16 protein-coding genes are annotated in these 18907 nt (G+C 72.2%); 10 read left to right on the top strand and 6 right to left on the bottom strand.

The window, feature by feature from the left end; genetic code table 11:
• Window positions 1-79 precede the first annotated feature (79 nt).
• From ACZ56L_RS32205 to ACZ56L_RS32185, 5 genes are all read left to right on the top strand, one after another.
• Complete coding sequence (locus tag ACZ56L_RS32205; protein ID WP_345225613.1) at window positions 80-508, top strand: VOC family protein; 429 nt, start codon at window positions 80-82, stop codon at window positions 506-508.
• A 241-nt stretch (window positions 509-749) separates the two neighbouring features.
• Window positions 750-2636, top strand: coding sequence for a methylmalonyl-CoA mutase small subunit (gene mutA / locus ACZ56L_RS32200; RefSeq protein WP_471068155.1), 1887 nt, complete (start codon window positions 750-752; stop codon window positions 2634-2636).
• Window positions 2636-4867, top strand: coding sequence for a methylmalonyl-CoA mutase (gene scpA, locus ACZ56L_RS32195; protein ID WP_471068151.1), 2232 nt, complete (start codon window positions 2636-2638; stop codon window positions 4865-4867). Before mutA ends, scpA begins: the two co-directional genes overlap by 1 nt.
• Window positions 4868-4874: 7 nt before the next feature.
• Window positions 4875-5870, top strand: coding sequence for a methylmalonyl Co-A mutase-associated GTPase MeaB (meaB, locus tag ACZ56L_RS32190; RefSeq protein ID WP_468690645.1), 996 nt, complete (start codon window positions 4875-4877; stop codon window positions 5868-5870).
• Window positions 5871-5928: 58 nt separating this feature from the next.
• Window positions 5929-6720, top strand: coding sequence for an SAM-dependent methyltransferase (locus ACZ56L_RS32185; protein ID WP_468690647.1), 792 nt, complete (start codon window positions 5929-5931; stop codon window positions 6718-6720).
• A 30-nt stretch (window positions 6721-6750) separates the two neighbouring features.
• On the opposite strand, the gene ACZ56L_RS32180 is transcribed toward ACZ56L_RS32185, so the two are convergent.
• Genes ACZ56L_RS32180 through ACZ56L_RS32170 form a run of 3 tightly spaced genes read right to left on the bottom strand, consistent with a single transcriptional unit; the run spans window position 6751 to window position 9160 of the window.
• On the bottom strand, window positions 6751-7299 hold the full coding sequence (locus tag ACZ56L_RS32180) for a YciI family protein (protein ID WP_345225602.1): 549 nt from the start codon (window positions 7297-7299) through the stop codon (window positions 6751-6753).
• Window positions 7300-7337: 38 nt separating this feature from the next.
• Window positions 7338-8291, bottom strand: coding sequence for an anti-sigma factor RsbA family regulatory protein (locus ACZ56L_RS32175; RefSeq protein WP_471068148.1), 954 nt, complete (start codon window positions 8289-8291; stop codon window positions 7338-7340).
• On the bottom strand, window positions 8288-9160 hold the full coding sequence (locus tag ACZ56L_RS32170; protein ID WP_468690651.1) for an MEDS domain-containing protein: 873 nt from the start codon (window positions 9158-9160) through the stop codon (window positions 8288-8290). The genes ACZ56L_RS32175 and ACZ56L_RS32170 overlap by 4 nt, the downstream gene beginning before the upstream one ends.
• A gap of 338 nt (window positions 9161-9498) precedes the next feature.
• Between ACZ56L_RS32170 and ACZ56L_RS32165 the strand changes: the two genes are divergently transcribed.
• From ACZ56L_RS32165 to ACZ56L_RS32145, 5 genes are all read left to right on the top strand, one after another.
• Window positions 9499-9999 carry a toxin-antitoxin system HicB family antitoxin gene (locus ACZ56L_RS32165; protein ID WP_468690653.1) on the top strand — a complete coding sequence of 167 codons (501 nt, stop codon included), beginning with the start codon at window positions 9499-9501 and terminating at the stop codon, window positions 9997-9999.
• Between the two features lie 68 nt (window positions 10000-10067).
• Window positions 10068-10922, top strand: coding sequence for a DUF4097 family beta strand repeat-containing protein (locus ACZ56L_RS32160; protein WP_471068145.1), 855 nt, complete (start codon window positions 10068-10070; stop codon window positions 10920-10922).
• A 102-nt stretch (window positions 10923-11024) separates the two neighbouring features.
• Window positions 11025-12041, top strand: a complete 1017-nt coding sequence (locus ACZ56L_RS32155) for an ATP-binding cassette domain-containing protein (RefSeq protein ID WP_471068141.1) — start codon at window positions 11025-11027, stop codon at window positions 12039-12041.
• On the top strand, window positions 12038-12829 hold the full coding sequence (locus ACZ56L_RS32150) for an ABC transporter permease (RefSeq protein WP_345225588.1): 792 nt from the start codon (window positions 12038-12040) through the stop codon (window positions 12827-12829). Before ACZ56L_RS32155 ends, ACZ56L_RS32150 begins: the two co-directional genes overlap by 4 nt.
• 309 nt (window positions 12830-13138) lie before the next feature.
• A complete protein-coding gene (locus tag ACZ56L_RS32145) occupies window positions 13139-14329 on the top strand; it encodes a cytochrome P450 (RefSeq protein ID WP_468690658.1) in 1191 nt (396 codons plus the stop codon).
• A gap of 56 nt (window positions 14330-14385) precedes the next feature.
• Here the strand turns inward: ACZ56L_RS32145 and ACZ56L_RS32140 are convergent, their stop codons facing one another.
• Genes ACZ56L_RS32140 through kdpA form a run of 3 tightly spaced genes read right to left on the bottom strand, consistent with a single transcriptional unit; the run spans window position 14386 to window position 18904 of the window.
• The gene (locus tag ACZ56L_RS32140) at window positions 14386-15120 is read right to left on the bottom strand and encodes a potassium-transporting ATPase subunit C (RefSeq protein ID WP_468690659.1); all 735 of its coding nucleotides are present in this window, start codon (window positions 15118-15120) and stop codon (window positions 14386-14388) included.
• A 23-nt stretch (window positions 15121-15143) separates the two neighbouring features.
• Window positions 15144-17243, bottom strand: a complete 2100-nt coding sequence (gene kdpB / locus ACZ56L_RS32135) for a potassium-transporting ATPase subunit KdpB (RefSeq protein WP_471068138.1) — start codon at window positions 17241-17243, stop codon at window positions 15144-15146.
• Window positions 17240-18904: a potassium-transporting ATPase subunit KdpA gene (gene kdpA / locus ACZ56L_RS32130; RefSeq protein WP_471068135.1), complete on the bottom strand. Its 1665-nt coding sequence runs from the start codon at window positions 18902-18904 to the stop codon at window positions 17240-17242. The genes kdpB and kdpA overlap by 4 nt, the downstream gene beginning before the upstream one ends.
• Window positions 18905-18907: the final 3 nt, after the last annotated feature.

Below are 18907 nucleotides of genomic sequence, written 5' to 3'. Positions count from 1 at the left end.
TCGGGGGTACTCGCAGCACACAGCGGTGTCGCACGACGGGCACGGCATCGCGCGGCTGAAGCAGAGACGGGGCTTGGACATGGCGGTGGAAAAGCGGACGGTACTGGTGCTGGACTGCTCGGAGGCGGACGAACTGGCCCAGTTCTACGCCCGGTTGTTCGACGCGGAGACCCGTCGGGGCGAGGACATGGACTTCGTGGAGATCGTCGGGCACAACGGGGTGCACCTGGCGATCCGGCGCGACCACGGGTACGCGCCGCCGAGCTGGCCGCGCCCCGACGACTCCCAGCAGGCGCACCTGCGCATCCTGGTGGCGACGGAGGACATGGACGAGGCGGAGCGCGAGGTGATCGGGCTGGGCGCCCGCCCACTGGAGACCCCGAACAACACGGGTCTCAGCCGGGACGTGCGCCGCTTCTCCGACCCGGCCGGACACCCCTTCTCGCTGGTCGCCTCGCCGACCGGCGGCGGCCGGGAGCAGCCAGAGGGTGAACTGCGGCTGGCCTGAGCGCAGTTCGCGCCCCCCGGGCGCGGGGCCGGTTCCGGCGTCCGGCGTCCGGCGTCCGGAGAACGGCGCCCCGGGGGCTCCAGGGCCGGGCAGCCCCTTCCCGGGGCCGCCGGGTCGCGGGAAGGCCCGGCCTCCGCTCCCCTAGGGCATTCGGCCGAACGGATCAAGGCAGGTCAGGAGAGGTCAAGGTCACAACGGTTACCCCTGCTGCTCCTTTGCCGGGCTGCCCTAGCATCTGAGCATGACGGTCCTGCCTGACGACGGGCTCTCCCTGGCCGCCGAGTTCCCTGATGCGACCCATGAGCAGTGGCAGCGCCTGGTGGAAGGCGTGCTGCGCAAATCGGGTAAAGACGTCACGGGGCACGCGGCCGAAGAAGCCCTCTCCACTTCCCTCGACGACGGGCTGACGACACGCCCGCTGTACACCGCCGACGACGCCGTCCACCGGGGCGACTCGCCCGGACTGCCCGGTTTCGCACCTTTCACCCGAGGGGCGTTCGCCGCGGGCACGACGGCCGCGGGGGGCTGGGACGTACGGCAGCGGCACGAGCACCCCGATCCGGCGCGCGCCAACGAAGCCGTGCTGGCGGACCTGGAGAACGGCGTGTCCTCGCTCTGGCTCGCCGTCGGCGGCGCCGGGCTCCCGGTGTCCGGCCTGGAGCGGGCACTGGAGGGCGTCCTCCTGGACCTGGCGCCCGTCGCCCTGGACGCGGGGGCCGAATTCGACGCCGCCGCACGGGAGATGCTCCGGCTGTACGAGCTGCGCGGCCTGGCACCGCAGGACGTGCGCGGCAACCTGGGCGCGGACCCGCTGGGCTGCGCCGCCCGTACCGGCGTCCACGATCCCGCCCTGACGGCCTCGGCCACCGGGCTCGCACAGCTGACGGCACGTCAGTACCCGTCGCTGCGCGCCCTGGTGGTGGACGCCCTGCCGTACCATGAGGCGGGCGCGTCGGCCGCCCAGGAGCTGGGCTGCTCCCTGGCCACCGGGGTCGCCTATCTGCGGCAGCTCACCGAGGCCGGGCTCGGCGTCGAAGCGGCCTGCGGGCAGCTCGACTTCCGGTACGCGGCGACGGCCGACCAGTTCCTGACCATCGCCAAGTTCCGTGCGGCGCGCCGCCTGTGGGCGCGGGTCGCCGAGGCGTGCGGCGCACCGGAGGCCGGGGCCCAGCGGCAGCACGCGGTGACGTCGTCGGTGATGATGACGCGCCGCGACCCCTGGGTGAACATGCTCCGCACCACGATCGCCTGCATGGCGGCCGGGGTGGGCGGCGCCGACGCCGTCACCGTGCTCCCCTTCGACCAGGCGATCGGACTCCCCGACGCGTTCGCCCGCCGGATCGCCCGCAACACCTCGACGATCCTGGTCGAGGAGTCGCACCTGTCCCGGGTCGTCGACCCGGCGGGCGGTTCCTGGTACGTGGAGCAGCTCACGGACCAGGTGGCCGAGGCCGCCTGGGCGTGGTTCCAGGAGATCGAGCGGGCGGGCGGCCAGGCCGACGCCCTGCGCTCGGGCCTGGTCGCCGACCGGATCGCCGCCGCCTGGGAGCGCCGCTCGAAGGACCTCGCGCGGCGTAAGGAGCCCATCACCGGCGTCAGCGAGTTCCCGCTGCTCGCCGAGCGGGAGGTCAGCCGCGACCCCGCCCCCGAGCGGCCCGCCGGGGGGCTCCCCCGCGTCCGGCGCGACGAGGCGTACGAGGCGCTGCGGGCCCGCTCCGACGCGCACCTGGCACGGACCGGGGCGCGCCCGCGTGTCTTCCTGGCCGCGCTGGGCCCGGCCGCCGCGCACACCGGGCGGGTCACCTTCGCCGCGAACCTCTTCCAGGCGGGCGGCATCGAGCCGGTCCACGACCCGGTGACGGTGGACGCCGCGACGGCGGCGGAGGCGTTCGCCGCCAGCGGTGCGGGCGTCGCCTGCCTCTGCTCCAGTGACGCCCTGTACGCCGAGCAGGCGGCCGACATGGCACGCGCCCTCAAGGACGCGGGGGCGCGGACGGTGTTCCTCGCCGGCCGCCCCGGGGAAGCCGAAGAGACGTACCGGAGTGCCGGCGTGGACGCGTTCGTCTTCGCGGGCTCGGACGCGGTGGCGACGCTCACCTCCGTCCTCGACCGTATGGAAGTGAAGTGATGGGCACCGACTCCCCGGGGATTCCCGACTTCTCCCAGGTTCCGCTCGCGTCCGGGAAGGCCGCTCCCGCCGAGGAGCAGTGGCAGGCCGCCGTCAAGGAGTCGACCGGGCGCGACGTGGCGGACCTCGTCTGGGACACGCCCGAGGGCATCCCGGTCAAGCCCCTCTACACCGACCGGGACACCGAGGGCCTGGACTTCCTGAACACCTACCCGGGTGTGGCCCCGTACCTGCGCGGCCCCTACCCGACCATGTACGTCAACCAGCCGTGGACGATCCGCCAGTACGCGGGCTTCTCCACCGCCGAGGAGTCCAACGCCTTCTACCGGCGCAACCTCGCGGCCGGGCAGAAGGGCCTCTCCGTCGCCTTCGACCTGCCGACGCACCGGGGGTACGACAGCGACCACCCGCGGGTGACCGGCGACGTCGGCATGGCGGGTGTCGCGATCGACTCCATCTACGACATGCGCCAGCTCTTCGACGGCATCCCGCTGGACAGGATGTCGGTGTCCATGACGATGAACGGCGCGGTGCTTCCCGTGCTGGCGCTGTACATCGTGGCGGCCGAGGAGCAGGGGGTGCCGCCCGAGAAGCTCGCGGGGACCATCCAGAACGACATCCTCAAGGAGTTCATGGTCCGCAACACCTACATCTATCCGCCGAAGCCCTCGATGCGGATCATCTCCGACATCTTCGCGTTCACCTCGCAGAAGATGCCGCGCTACAACTCCATCTCCATCTCCGGCTACCACATCCAGGAGGCGGGGGCGACGGCCGACCTGGAGCTGGCGTACACCCTCGCGGACGGGGTGGAGTACCTGCGCGCCGGGCTCGAAGTCGGCCTGGACGTCGACGCGTTCGCGCCCCGGCTGTCCTTCTTCTGGGCGATCGGCATGAACTTCTTCATGGAGGTCGCCAAGCTGCGGGCGGCGCGCCTGCTGTGGGCCAAGCTGGTCAAGCAGTTCGACCCGAAGAACCCCAAGTCCCTGTCGCTGCGCACCCATTCGCAGACCTCGGGCTGGTCGCTGACCGCGCAGGACGTCTTCAACAACGTGCCGCGCACCTGCATCGAGGCGATGGCCGCGACCCAGGGCCACACCCAGTCGCTGCACACCAACGCCCTCGACGAGGCCCTCGCGCTGCCGACGGACTTCTCGGCGCGCATCGCCCGCAACACGCAGCTGCTGCTCCAGCAGGAGTCGGGCACCGGCCGGGTCATCGACCCGTGGGGCGGCTCCGCGTACGTGGAGAAGCTGACGTACGACCTGGCGCGGCGCGCCTGGCAGCACATCGAGGAGGTGGAGGCGGCCGGCGGCATGGCGAAGGCGATCGACGCGGGCATCCCCAAGCTCCGCATCGAGGAGGCCGCGGCCCGCACCCAGGCGCGGATCGACTCGGGCCGTCAGCCGGTGATCGGCGTGAACAAGTACCGGGTGGAGACCGACGAGGAGATCGACGTCCTCAAGGTCGACAACAGCTCGGTGCGCGCCCAGCAGATCGCCAAGCTGAAGCGGCTGCGCGAGGAGCGCGACGAGGCGGCCTGCCAGGACGCCCTGCGCGCCCTGACGGCCTCCGCCGAGCGCGGTTCCTCCGGCGGCCTGGACGACAACCTCCTCGCGCTGGCCGTGAACGCGGCGCGCGCGAAGGCCACCGTCGGCGAGATCTCGGACGCGCTGGAGAAGGTGTACGGGCGGCACGCGGGCCAGATCCGTACGATCGCCGGTGTGTACCGCAACGAGGCAGGAGAGTCCCCTTCCGTGGAGCGCACCCGTGCCCTGGTCGACGCCTTCGCCGAGGCGGAGGGCCGGCGGCCGCGCATCCTGGTCGCCAAGATGGGCCAGGACGGGCACGACCGCGGCCAGAAGGTGATCGCGACCGCCTTCGCCGACCTGGGCTTCGACGTGGACGTCGGCCCGCTGTTCCAGACTCCGGCGGAGGTGGCGCGGCAGGCCGTCGAGGCGGACGTGCACATCGTCGGCGTGTCGTCCCTCGCGGCCGGGCACCTCACCCTGGTCCCGGCGCTGCGGGAGGAGCTGGCGGCGGAGGGCCGGGAGGACGTGATGATCGTCGTCGGCGGTGTCATCCCGCCGCAGGACGTGCCCGCGCTGCACGAGGCGGGTGCGACGGCGGTCTTCCCGCCGGGCACGGTCATCCCGGACGCCGCGTTCGACCTGGTGCGGCGGCTGGCGGCGGACCTGGGCCACGAGCCGGCGGCGCCGGGCGGGGAGTGAGAACCGCATGCCCCCGAAGATCGACATCGAGGCGTACGCCAAGGGCGTGCTCGACGGGAAGCGGTCCTTCGTGGCCCGTGCGATCACCCTCGTCGAGTCGTCCCGCGCCGACCACCGGGTGCTCGCCCAGCAGCTCCTGACCGCGCTGCTGCCGCACTCCGGCTCGGCGCGCCGCGTCGGCATCAGCGGGGTCCCCGGTGTCGGCAAGTCGACGTTCATCGACGCGTTCGGCACGATGCTGACGGGGCTGGGCCACCGGGTGGCGGTGCTCGCCGTGGACCCCTCCTCCAGCCGTACCGGCGGCTCCATCCTGGGCGACAAGACCCGGATGGAGCGGCTGGCCGTCGATCCGGCCGCGTATGTCCGCCCCTCCCCCTCGGCGGGCACGCTGGGCGGGGTGGCGCGGGCGACGCGTGAGGCGATGGTGGTGGTGGAGGCCGCCGGGTACGACGTCGTACTGGTGGAGACGGTGGGCGTCGGGCAGTCGGAGACGGCCGTGGCGCGCATGGTCGACACCTTCCTGCTGCTGACGCTGGCGCGCACCGGAGACCAGCTCCAGGGCATCAAGAAGGGCGTCCTGGAACTGGCGGACGTCGTCGCGGTGAACAAGGCGGACGGCCCGCACGAACGCGACGCGCGTTCCGCGGCACGGGAGTTGGCGGGCGCGCTGCGCCTCATGCACCCCGCCGACGCGGCCTGGACCCCGCCGGTGCTCAGTTGCAGCGCCCGCGAGTCGGCGGGGCTCGACACGGTGTGGGACCGGCTGGAGCAGCACCGTACGCTCCTGGACTCCACCGGCCGCCTGGCCGCCAAGCGCGCCGACCAGCAGGTCGACTGGGCGTGGTCGATGGTCCGCGACGAGCTCCTGGAGCGGCTGCGCTCGCATCCGGGAGTGCGCGACGTGACCCCCGGGGTGGAACGGGGCCTGCGGAACGGGGAGTTGACGGCGACGCTGGCGGCGGAAAGGATCCTGGAGGCGTTCGGCGAGCAGCCCGGCCGGTGACCCGGGGGGCCGGACGGCACACAGGTTCGGCGCACTCGAGGACACCGGGAGATCCCGCATGACCGCGGCTTCACGCATCGACACGACCCGCCCGCACACCGCCCAGATCTGGAACTACTGGCTGGACGGCAAGGACAACTACCCCGTCGACCAGGCGGCGGGCGACCGGATCCGCGCCCTGCACCCGGGCATCGGCGACTACGCCCGCGCGGACCGGGCGTTCCTCGGCCGGTCGGTGCGCCACCTCGCCGGCGAGGCGGGCATCCGCCAGTTCCTGGACGTCGGCACGGGCCTGCCCAGCGCGGACAACACGCACGAGGTGGCCCAGCGCGTCGCACCGGACGCCCGTGTGGTGTACGTCGACAACGACCCCGTCGTCCTCACCCACGCCCAGGCGCTGCTCACCGGCACGCCCGAGGGCCGCACCGCGTACGCGGACGCCGACCTGCGCGATGTCGACGGCGTCCTCGCGCACGCGGCCAGGACCCTCGACCTGTCGCAGCCGGTCGCCCTGATGCTGCTCGGCGTCGTGATCTTCATCGAGGACGAGGCCGAGTCGTACTCTCTCGTGCGCAGGCTGATGGACGCCCTGCCGTCCGGCAGCCACCTGGTGCTCTCGCACACGATCACCAGCCCGGCGATGCCGGACGTGGACGAGGCCGTCGCGTTCTGGAACGAGAACGGCACGCCGAAACTCACCCAGCGCACCCCGGACCGGATCGCGCACTACTTCGACGGTCTCGACCTGCTCGCCCCCGGGCTGGTCTCGTGCAACCACTGGCGGCCCGAGGGCGACGGCCGGCTCCCCCCGGAGGTGGCCATGTTCGGCGGCGTCGGCCGCAAGCCGTGACCCCGGCGCCCGGGTCGCCGCCGCGGTCCCTCAGCGCCGGCCGCCGAACTGCCAGTGGTGCACCTCGATGTCCGTGTAGCGGTCCTCGGTCAGGACGGCGCGCGCCGAGTCCGCGTCCGGGGCGCTCACCAGCGCCGCCGTGCCCACCCAGGTGCCGCCGTCGTCGGACAGCAGCGATCCGTACGCGATGAGCCGGTCCCGGTCGGCCGGTGGTTCCAGGTCGGCGGCCGCCCCCTCGCCGAGCCCGAGCACCAGGTACCGGTCGCCGTCGTCGTCGGGGCCGCCCGGGAACTCCCACATGGTGCGCCCCAGCGCGTCGCGCCAGCGCCGGACCAGCACGTCCCGGTAGGCGCCCGCCTGGTAGCAGGGCTCGTCGAAGGCGAACGCGCGGGCGGCGTCCGGCCCCGGCAGGTCGACGATGTGCACACTGCCGACGAGGACGTCGTCGGCGGTGAACACCGGCCCCCGGGCGCGGAGTCGCTCCGCGTACGTGTCCATGTACGACCAGTGCGCCTCCCCCAGCGCCTCGCGCAGCGGCAGCGAGCCCGTGCGGTCCCGGTGGTAGCAGAAGAATTCCATGCCCCATGATCACCCACGGGGGACGGCCGGAACAGGTCTCAGCCCAGGTCCAGGTGCAGCCGCAGCACCAGTCCCCGCTCCGCCGCCCGGATCTCCACCAGGTCGCACAACTGGTGCATGATCCACACGCCGCGCCCGCCGTTCGCGGCGAACGGGTCGGGGCGGCGGCGTCCGGTCAGAGGGTCGGCGAGCAGGCCCCGGTCGCTGATCTCCGCGACCGCCGAGCCGCCGTCGCGCCACATGCGCAGCACTCCCCGGCCGCCGCCGTGGCGCACCGAGTTGCTGAGCGCCTCGCCGACGGCCAGCAGCCAGTCGGCACGCCGGGCACTGGACAGGCCGGCGGCCCGCGCCCAGGCGTCGGCCTCGTCGCGGGCGTCCGCCAGCGCGTCCAGGTCGAAGTCGAGGGCGACGGCCTCGCGCGGTTCGGGCAGCGGCAGGTCGCAGTCGCGGCACACCTCGCGCGGGTCGCTGTAGCGCGGGCTGGCACGGTACGGCTCGGGGCCGCCGACGACCGGGTGCGTGCGGTACGCCTGGGCCAGGACGTCGGCGGGCAGGGCGGTGTCGTAGGGACACAGGATGCCGACCTCGCGGCCCTCGAAGGCCAGGTTGATCAGGGCCTCGTGGCGGGTGGCCTCCAGGGCCTCGGCCGGGGTGCGGCCGACCCAGATCGGCTCGCCGACGATCGAGACCCGGCGTCCGTCGGTGCGGTCGGCGAACTCCTGGAGCATCGACAGGATGCGCCCGGGGTTGCGTCCGGCCCGGGTCATGTCGACCCAGGTGACGTCCGTGCCCGCGGCGCCGAGGAAGTCCTGCAGCAGGGCCAGGTTGGGTCCCGGCACGGCCACCAGGGCGGGCTGCCCCTCGGCCAGGGCGTCACGGAGGAAGCCGCCGACGCCGTCGAGGTAGGCGTCGGGGGTGGCGTAGAAGAGGGCCGGGTGGAAGAAGGGGGTCCTGCGGCCGGACGCGGCGGCCACGGGGGAGTCAGTGGTCATCGGACGACGACCTCCATCGTGGAGCCGAGCTCCGGGAACAGGTCGAGCAGGCGCCGCAGCGTCGGCGGCGCCTGCCTGATCCGCAGGGGGGCGCCGCCGGGACGGCGGGCGGCGGCCTGGGCGAGGGTGACCAGGGAGTCGGCGTCGAGGTGCTGGAGGGCGGAGAAGTCCAGCTCGGGCCGGGGGTGCGGGGTGCGGACGAGGGCGGCGGCAGCGGCGGCGACGGTGCGCCGTGTGTCCCAGCCCGCCGAGCCGTTGAGCAGGAAGCCGGGGGCGCCGTCCAGCGGTGCCACTTGCAGGGTGGGTTCGGCGACGGAGTCCCCCCGGTGCGTCAGATGGGCGCCCGCCAGCACGTTCAATCGCTCCTCGGACATCAGTCGCCGGTCGTAGAAACACCAGCCGGTCAGCGGCAGTCGCTCGAAGACCTCGTGGTGGACGCGCAGTTCGTACTCCAGCATGCGGTCGGCGTCGTCCGTGTCCCGCTCCGCCCAGGACATCTCGCCGATCACCCGCAGGCCCCGGTAGCCGTCCGCGAAGGCCGCGTCCACTCCTTCGTGCCACTGGCCGATCAGGCCGTCGGGGTCGAAGACGGCATCGCCGCGGTGCGGTGCGGCCACGTTCGTCACGGTCAACTGCCCGCTGCGCGCCGCCTCTTGGGCGTCGATGCCGGCGTCGCTCAGGGTGCGCAGCACCTGCGCGGGCTCGGTGGCGTACGCGAAGTAGCGCATCGCCTCGTGCCGGTCCAGGCCGTCCCGGACGAAGGTGCACAGGTGCTCGGCCCAGCGCCGGTCGTCGGAGTAGACGATGCTGGAGTGCCGCCCCACCGCCGCCCGGACGGGAGGCTCGACCGCCTTCGGCGCTTCGGCCACGCTGTACGTCCCCCGCCCGGCTTTCCCTGTGTTGTCCGACCCATGAAAACACACCGGCCGCACCCCTGGCGGGGCCTTCCCCTCCGCACACCCGTCCCCGCCATGCCGTCGGCGGTCGCCCGGGGTGCGGTCGCGGTGGGGTGCGCCAGGGTGTGATGCCGTATCGGGCCCCAAGTGGCACTACATGACGCCACTCTGCCCAGACCAGCCTCTGCGGCGCTTTCCCGGAACGATGCAGCGCCCTTCAAAGACGCAGGTAACAGCCCGCCGCCCCTGCAATTTCGCGAATCTCTCCGGATCACTTGCCCATGATGCCAATCTGGTGCCATGATGACGCCATGGACCTCACCCCGTACGTCGACATCCTCCGCCGCGAACTCGCGGCGGCCGTCCGAGCCGGCGGTGTCGAGGCCCGGGAGCTCGCGGAGCGGCTCGCCGCTCCCCTCGACGCGGCGGCCCGGCTGACCCTGCTGCACGTCCTCTCGGCCGCGGCGAACGAGATCACCCGGGAGCTCGCCCCCGGGTCGGTGGACGTACGGATGCGAGGTCTCGACCCCGATTTCGTGGTGACGCTGCCGCCCGCCGACAGCGGCGCCCCGGTGCGCCCTGCCCCGCCGCAGTCCGGTGGTCCGGGCGACGACGCCGGGACCGCCCGCGTCAACCTGCGCCTCTCCCCGCGCCTCAAGGCCCGCACGGAGGAGGCCGCGGTCCGCGAGGGCCTGTCGCTCAACGCGTGGCTGGTGCGCGCCGCCGCTACCGCGCTCGACACCCGCACCCCGTCCCGTACGACGGAGGGCACCCCGGCCGGGGACAGCGGTTTCACCGGCTGGGCCCGCTAGCAGCGCACCAGCACAGCCCCCGCCCCACCCGCGGGGACGCCCGCCCGACCCAGGAGGACGGAACAGCCATGCCCACTTTCGACACCCCGGGCCCCATCATGACCACGGTCCGCGTGGAGGCCGGTTCGCTCCAGTTCACGGCGACCGACCGTACGGACACCGTCGTCGTCGTGCGGCCCCGCACCGCCGGGAAGGACGTGGACGCCCGCGCCGCCGAGCAGACGGAGGTCACCTTCACGAACGGCGTGCTGACGATCAGGACGCCCAAGCCCCACCTGCTCGGCCTCGGCATCGGCCGGGTCGGGAGCGTCGACGTGACGGTCGAGCTGCCCACGGGTTCGGACGTCGAGATGACCGGGTCCTGGACCCATGTGTTCGCCGAGGGACGGCTCGGGGAGGTGCGGGTGAAGACCTCCTCCGGCGACGTCCGCCTCGACGAGACCGGGCCGCTCGACCTGACCTCCGCCCACGGCTCGATCGCGGTGGACCGGGTCGCGGGCCGGGCCGAACTCACCACCAGTTCCGGCAGCGTACGCATCGGGTCCGTCGAGGGGCCTGCCACCGTGAAGAACTCGCACGGCACCACCACTGTCGGCACCGTCACCGGCGAGCTGCGGGTGCGCAACGCCGTCGGCGACATCGACGTCACCCGCGCCGAGGGCTCGGTCACCGCGGTCACCGCCCACGGGACGCTGCGCATCGCCGAGGTGGCGCGCGGCACCGTGCAGGTGGAGACGAGCCACGGCGCCATCGAGATCGGCGTCCGCGCGTCCACGGCCACCTGGCTCGACGCCGACGCGGGTGCGGGACGGGTGCACAACGCGCTCGCCGCGTCCGCGCCGCCGGCCGGGGCCGAGGAGACCGTCAAGATCCGTGCTCGTACCAAGTACGGCAACATCGCCGTCCGCCGCGCCAAGGCCTGACCCCCCGCCCAGCGCCCCGCTCCCGGAGAGCCGCCGCACGCGCGGAACCCGACCCCCTTCCGCACCCCCGGAAGCCGCCCACCCCCCAGAACGGGAACTCCCATGCCTTCTCCTGCCGCGCCCCCAGCACCCCGGACCGACTCCCCCTCCGCCGTCGCCGCCACCGGACTGCGCAAGTCGTACGGCGGCAAGACCGTCCTCGACGGCATCGATCTGCACATCCCGGCCGGGTCCGTCTTCGCCCTCCTCGGACCGAACGGCGCGGGCAAGACGACCGCCGTGAAGATCCTCTCCACCCTGATCGCCGCGGACGGCGGCCGGGCCCGCGTCGCGGGCCACGACCTCGCCGCGGACCCCCAGCCGGTGCGTGCCGCGATCGGCGTCACCGGGCAGTTCTCCGCCGTCGACGGCCTGATCACCGGGGAGGAGAACATGCTCCTGATGGCGGACCTGCACCACCTGCCCCGCCGCGAGGGCCGCCGGGTCACCGCGGAGCTCCTGGAGCGCTTCGACCTGGTGAAGGCCGCGAAGAAGCCCGCCCAGAGCTACTCCGGCGGCATGAGGCGCCGGCTGGACATCGCCATGACCCTGGTGGGCGGCCCGCGGATCATCTTCCTGGACGAGCCGACCACCGGGCTCGACCCGCGCAGCCGCCACCGCACCTGGCAGATCGTGCGCGAACTCGTCAAGGGCGGCGTCACCGTCTTCCTGACCACCCAGTACCTGGAAGAGGCCGACGAGCTGGCCGACCGGATCGCGGTGCTGAACGGCGGCAGGATCGTCGCCGAGGGCACCGCCGACGAACTCAAGCGCACCGTCCCCGGCGGGCACGTGCGGATCCGCTTCACCGACCCGGCGGCGTACCGGTCGGCCGCCGCCGTCCTGCACGGGGCCGGCCGGGACGACGAGGCCCTGGCGCTCCAGCTCCCCAGCGACGGCAGCCAGCGCGAGCTGCGCTCCGTCCTGGACTGGCTGGACTCCGCCGGGATCGAGGCGGACGAGCTGACCGTGCACACCCCCGACCTCGACGACGTCTTCTTCGCCCTGACCAGCAGCACCGCCACCCCCGGCGCCGGCCCCGCCGCCGCTTCCCACCAGCCGAAGGAGGCTCTGCGATGAGCTCCCTGTCCCTCGCCGTGCGCGACTCCTCCACGATGCTGCGCCGCAACCTCCTGCACGCCCGCCGCTATCCGTCCCTCACCCTGAACCTGCTGCTCACGCCGGTCGTCCTGCTGCTGCTCTTCGTCTACGTCTTCGGGGACGCGCTGAGCGCGGGCATCGGCGGCGCCGGGGCCGGCCGGGCCGAGTACGTGGCGTACGTCGTGCCGGGAATCCTGCTGATGACCATCGGCGGCACCACGATCGGCAGCGCCGTGTCCGTCTCCACGGACATGTCCGAGGGCATCATCGCCCGCTTCCGGACGATGGCGATCCACCGCGGGTCGATCCTCGTCGGGCACGTCGTCGGCAGCGTGCTCCAGTGCGTGCTGAGCGTCGTCGTCGTGGGCGCGGTCGGCGTGGCCATCGGTTTCCGCTCGCACGACGCCACCGTCGTGGAGTGGCTGCTCGCCTTCGCGCTGCTGGTGCTGTTCTCGCTGGCGCTCACCTGGATCGCCGTCGGCATGGGCCTGATCAGCCCGAACGCCGAGGCGGCGAGCAACAACGCGCTGCCGCTGGTCTTCCTGCCGCTGATCTCCAGCACGTTCGTCCCCGTGGCGGCGATGCCGGGCTGGTTCCAGCCGATCGCCCAGTACCAGCCGTTCACCCCGGCCGTCGAGACGCTGCGCGGGCTGCTGCGGGGCACCGGGATCGGGTACAACGGCTGGCTGGCCGCGGGATGGTGCCTGGGGCTCGCCGTCCTCGGCTACTTCTGGTCCAAGTCGGTGTTCCAGCGCGATCCCGCGTAGGGCGGGCCCTGGTGAGGCGCCTCCGAGCATTGCCTTCGGGGGCATCCATTGCAACGATCCATTGCGTTCGACGCCAGCGTCATTGCATCAAATTGCGCCCGCTGACCTGCACTTGAGCCGTAGAGCCAATTGACCACATCACGAAGGCTACGTAGCTTTCAGCAAGTGCTGAACACATCGTGCCGCGTTCCCGGAGCACCGGCCCCAAGCCGCGGACGCCTGGGACAGCCGGAAGCCGCAGAAGCCGCAGAAGCCGCAGAACACACAACGGCCCAGACAGCCGCCCGAAGTCCGAGAAGAGGACCCGTCATGAGCGCGACCCCGCACACCCTCGCCCCGCTCCCCACCGAGCGCACCTCCGGCTGCCCCTTCGACCCGCCGAAGGAGCTGCTCGACGCCCGGGAGCAGGCCCCGCTGAGCCGCATCACCCACCCCGGCGGAGTGCCCGGCTGGATGGTCACCGGGTACGACCTGGTGCGGTCGGTACTGGTCGACCCCCGGTTCAGCTCGCGCAAGGACCTGTTGAACGTGGTCGACTTCCGGCTGCCGCCGGCGCCGCCCGGTGAGTTCCTGCTGATGGACGACCCGCAGCACTCGCGCTACCGCAAGCCGCTGACGGCCAGGTTCACCGCGCGGCGCATGCGGCTGCTGACCGAGCGGATCGAGCAGATCACCACCGAGTGCCTGGACGCCATGGAGAAGGCGGGCCCGTCGGCGGACCTGGTGACGGCGTTCGCCAAGCCCATCCCCACCATCGTGATCTGCGAGCTGCTGGGCGTTCCGTACGAGCAGCGGGCGTCCTTCGAGGAGCAGATCGCGCTGTTCATGAACGGGGAGCCCAGCGACGAGGAGCTGACCGCCGCGTACACGGCGATCCAGCGGTACCTCGCGGAGCTGGTGACCGCCAAGCGCGCCCACCCCACCGACGACGTGCTCAGCGAGCTCACGGACAGCGACCTGACCGACGAGGAGTTGCAGGGCGTCGCCCTGATCCTGCTGGCGGCCGGACTCGACACCACCGCGAACATGCTGGCCCTGGGCACCTTCGCGCTGCTCCAGCACCCGGAGCAACTGGCCGCGCTGCGCGCCGACTTCTCCCGCACCGACAAGGCCGTCGAGGAACTGCTGCGGTACCTGACCGTGGTCAAGACCTCCATGCGCACGGCCACGGAGGACGTCGAGCTGGGCGGTCGGACCATCGAGCGGGGGACCACGGTCCTGCTGTCGTACAACACCGCCGACCGCGACCCGGAGCGTTACCCCGACCCCCACACGCTGGACATCCACCGGGAGGCCGGCCGGCACCTGGCCTTCGGGCACGGAGTGCACCTGTGCCTGGGGGCGCAGCTCGCCCGCGTCGAGATGCGGGTCGCCTTCCCGGCACTGCTCAAGCGCTTCCCGACGCTGCGCCTGGCCGTACCGGCCGAGGAGGTGGCGCTGCGCCCCGAGACGGCGGACGTGTACGGCGTGAAGAGCCTGCCGGTGACCTGGGACGTGTGACACGACAGGGGACGGGCGCCCCGGAGGGGCCCGCCACCTGTCGTGCCCCTGCCCCGTCACCCCTTGGCGGCCAGGGACTTGAGCGCGAGGTTCAGCTTGAGGACGTTCACCCGGGGCTCTCCGAGGAAGCCGAGCGTGCGGCCGTCGGTGTGCTCGGCGACGAGCCTGTCGACGGCGGCGACGTCGAGGTGGTTGCGGGCGGCGACCCGGTGCGTCTGGAGTTCCGCGTACGCCGGCGAGATGTGCGGGTCGAGTCCGGAGCCGGAGGAGGTGACCGCCTCGGCGGGGACGTCGGAGGGCTCGACCGTGTACCCGTTCACCGAGTTGTCCTCGATGACGGCCTGCCGGGCGCTGAGCACCTTGTAGCAGAGGGTGGCCCGTTCCTCCTCGGTCGGGTACGCGGAGAGCCTGGCCGGGCACTTCCCGTCGACGGCGCCGCTGTCGCCGGAGAGGTTGGTGGCGCCGGAGAGGATCAGCTCGTACTGGGTGTTGACGCTGTTGGCGCCGAGTCCGTTGGCCGGGCGCGGCTGGAACCAGCGCAGGTCGGCCCGCGGGGTGTCCTCCGCGTTCTTGAGCGGGAGGTTGTACGACTGCCCGATCAGCTCGGAGCCCACCACCTCGCCCGTGGCCGGGTCCTTGAGCTCGGAGCCGTTCGCCTTGGCGGGGAAGAGGGCCTGGGCGACGCCGGTGACCGCGAGCGGGTAGAGGACCCCGCACACGAGGGTGAGGACGAGCAGGGCGCGCAGGCCCGCTCCCAGCAGCCGGCCGGTGTTCACTGCGGAGTTGTTCATGACGCGATCAGCACGCTTTCTGGTTAACGCAGCCCGGGGACGAGGGAGAGGAGCAGGTCGATGATCTTGATGCCGACGAAGGGGGCGACCAGGCCGCCGAGTCCGTAGATCCCGAGGTTGCGCCGCAGCATCCGGTCCGCGCTCATCGGCCGGTAGCGGACGCCCTTGAGGGCGAGCGGGACCAGCGCGACGATGATCAGCGCGTTGAAGATCACGGCGGAGAGGATCGCGGACTGCGGGGAGGACAGGCCCATGATGTTGAGCGTGTCGAGCCCCGGGTAGACCACCGCGAACATCGCCGGGATGATCGCGAAGTACTTCGCCACGTCGTTGGCGATCGAGAAGGTGGTCAACGCGCCCCGGGTGATGAGGAGTTGCTTGCCGATCTCGACGATCTCGATGAGCTTGGTGGGGTTGGAGTCCAGGTCCACCATGTTCCCGGCCTCCTTGGCGGCCGAGGTTCCGGTGTTCATCGCCACGCCGACGTCGGCCTGGGCGAGGGCGGGGGCGTCGTTGGTGCCGTCGCCGGTCATGGCGACGAGCTTGCCGCCCGCCTGCTCGCGCTTGATGAGGGCCATCTTGTCCTCGGGGGTGGCCTCGGCGAGGAAGTCGTCCACGCCCGCCTCCTCGGCGATGGCCTTGGCGGTCAGCGGGTTGTCGCCCGTGATCATGACCGTCCTGATGCCCATCCGGCGCAGCTCCTCGAACCGCTCCCGCATGCCGTCCTTGACGACGTCCTTGAGGTGGACGACGCCGAGGACGCGTGCGCCGTCGGCGTCCTCCAGGGCCACCAGCAGCGGCGTGCCGCCGGCCTGGGAGATCCGATCGGTGAGTTCCTGCGCGTCGTCTGCGACCCGGCCGCCCCGCTCCTTCACCCAGGCCACGACCGACCCGGTGGCGCCCTTGCGCACCTTGCGTCCGTCCACGTCCACGCCCGACATGCGGGTCTGCGCCGTGAAGGCCACCCACTGCGCTCCGACCAGCTCGCCCTGGTGGCGCTCCCGCAGGCCGTACTCCTCCTTCGCCAGTACGACGACGGAGCGGCCCTCGGGGGTCTCGTCGGAGAGGGAGGAGAGCTGGGCCGCGTCGGCCAGCTCGGCGGCGGTCACCCCGCGCACCGGAAGGAACTCGGCCGCCTGCCGGTTGCCCAGGGTGATGGTGCCGGTCTTGTCGAGCAGCAGCGTCGACACGTCGCCCGCCGCCTCGACCGCCCGGCCGGACATGGCCAGGACGTTGCGCTGGACCAGGCGGTCCATGCCCGCGATGCCGATCGCGGAGAGCAGTGCGCCGATCGTCGTCGGGATCAGGCAGACCAGGAGCGCGACCAGCACGATCATCGACTGGGCGGCGCCCGCGTAGGCGGCGAACGGCTGGAGGGTGACGACGGCCAGCAGGAAGACGACGGTGAGCGACGCGAGGAGGATGTTCAGCGCGACCTCGTTGGGCGTCTTCTGCCGGGCGGCGCCCTCGACCAGGTTGATCATCCGGTCGATGAAGGTCTCCCCCGGCTTCGTCGTGATCCTGACGACGATCCGGTCGGAGAGGACCTTGGTGCCGCCGGTCACCGCGCACCGGTCACCGCCCGACTCCCGGATGACGGGGGCCGATTCGCCGGTGATCGCGGACTCGTCGACCGAGGCGACGCCTTCCACCACGTCGCCGTCGCCGGGTATGACGTCGCCCGCCTCGCAGACGACCAGGTCTCCGATGCGCAGTTCCGCGCCCGGCACCCGCTCCTCGTCGGGCCCGGTCACCCGGCGGGCCACGGTGTCCGACTTGGCCTTGCGCAGGGTGTCGGCCTGCGCCTTGCCCCGGCCCTCCGCGACGGCCTCGGCGAGGTTGGCGAAGAGGGTGGTGAGCCACAGCCAGGCGGTGATCGCCCAGCCGAACCAGTCCCCCGGGTTCAGGAGGGCGAAGACGGTCGTCAGCACGGAGCCGACCTCGACCACGAACATCACCGGTGACTTGACCATCACCCGGGGGTCGAGCTTGCGCAGTGCGTCCGGGAACGACTTCAGCAGCAGCTTCGGGTCGAAGAGCCCTCCGCCGACCCGGCCGCCACCGCCGTCAGGGGTGGGTCCCGCGGGGGTCTCCTGGTGCGGGGCCACGGTGGTCGTACTCATGAGGCGAGCCCTTCGGCAAGCGGTCCCAGCGCGAGCGCGGGGAAGTAGGTGAGACCGGTAATGATCATGATGGTGCCGGCCAGCAGGCCGGTGAACAGCGGCTTCTGGGTACGGAGCGTGCCCGCCGTCTCCGGGACCGGGGTCTGCTCGGCGAGCGAGCCGGCCAGGGCGAGGACGAAGACCATCGGCAGGAAGCGGCCCAGCAGCATCGCGATGCCGATGGTCGAGTTGAACCACTCGGTGTCCGCGCCGAGCCCGCCGAACGCGGAGCCGTTGTTGTTGGCGCCCGAGGTGTAGGCGTACAGGATCTCGGAGAAGCCGTGCGCCCCGGAGTTCAGCATCGAGTCGCGGGGGCCGTCCAGCGCCATCGCGACGGCGGTGAAGCCGAGGACGAGGGCCGGGGTGATCAGGATGTAGCAGGCGGCGAACTTGATCTGGCGGGTGCCGATCTTCTTGCCCAGGTACTCGGGCGTGCGTCCGACCATCAGCCCCGCGATGAAGACCGCGATGACCGCCATGATGAGCATGCCGTACAGGCCGGAGCCGACGCCGCCGGGAGCGATCTCGCCGAGTTGCATGCCCAGCAGGTTGAGGCCGCCGCCGAGGCCGGTGTTGGAGGAGTGGAAGGAGTTCACCGCGCCGGTGGAGGTGAGCGTGGTGGCGACCGAGAAGATCGCCGAGCCGCCGATGCCGAAGCGGGTCTCCTTGCCCTCCATGGCTCCGCCGGCCAGGTCGAACGCCGGTCCGTGGTGGGCGGACTCGGTCCACAGCATCAGCGCGGTGAAGCCGAGCCAGATCGTCGCCATCGTGGCGAGGACGGCGTACCCCTGCTTGAGCGAGCCGATCATGCGCCCGAAGGTGCGGGTCAGCGCGAAGGGGATGACGAGGATCAGGAAGACCTCGAAGAGGTTCGAGAACGCGGTGGGGTTCTCGAAGGGGTGGGCGGAGTTGGCGTTGAAGTAGCCGCCGCCGTTGGTGCCCAGCTCCTTGATGACCTCCTGGGAGGCGACCGCGCCGCCGTTCCACTGCTGGGCGGAGCCGTCGAACTGGCCGACCGCGTGGATGCCGGAGAAGTTCTGGACGGCACCGCAGGCGACCAGGACGAGGGCGCCGATCACCGAGATCGGCAGAAGGATGCGGACCGTGCCGCGCACCAGGTCGGCCCAGAAGTTGCCGAGTTCACCGGTGCGGGACCGGGCGAAGCCGCGGACGAGGGCGGCCGCGACCGCCATGCCGACGGCCGCCGACACGAAGTTCTGCACCGCGAGGCCGCCGGTCTGCACGACGTGGCCCATGGCCTGTTCGCCGGAGTACGACTGCCAGTTGGTGTTCGCCACGAAGGAGGCGGCGGTGTTGAACGCCTGGTCCGGGTCGATCGAGGAGAAGCCGAGCGAGCCGGGCAGGCTGCCCTGCACCCGCTGCATCAGGTACAGGAAGAGGACGCTGACCAGGGAGAAGGCGAGGACGCCGCGCAGGTAGGCGGGCCAGCGCATCTCGGTGCCGGGGTCGGCGCCTATCGCCTTGTAGATCCACTTCTCGACGCGCAGATGCCGCGTCGAGGAGTAGACACCGGCCATGTGGTCGCCGAGCGGGCGGTACGCGAGCGCGAGGGCCGCGACGAGTGCGAGGAGCTGGAGCACTCCGGCGAGGACGGGAGACATATC

The sequence above is a fragment of the Streptomyces sp. NPDC039736 genome (assembly GCF_055596485.1).
The sequence above is the reverse complement of the archived record's forward strand: the minus strand, read 5'-3'. Positions and strand labels throughout refer to the sequence as shown.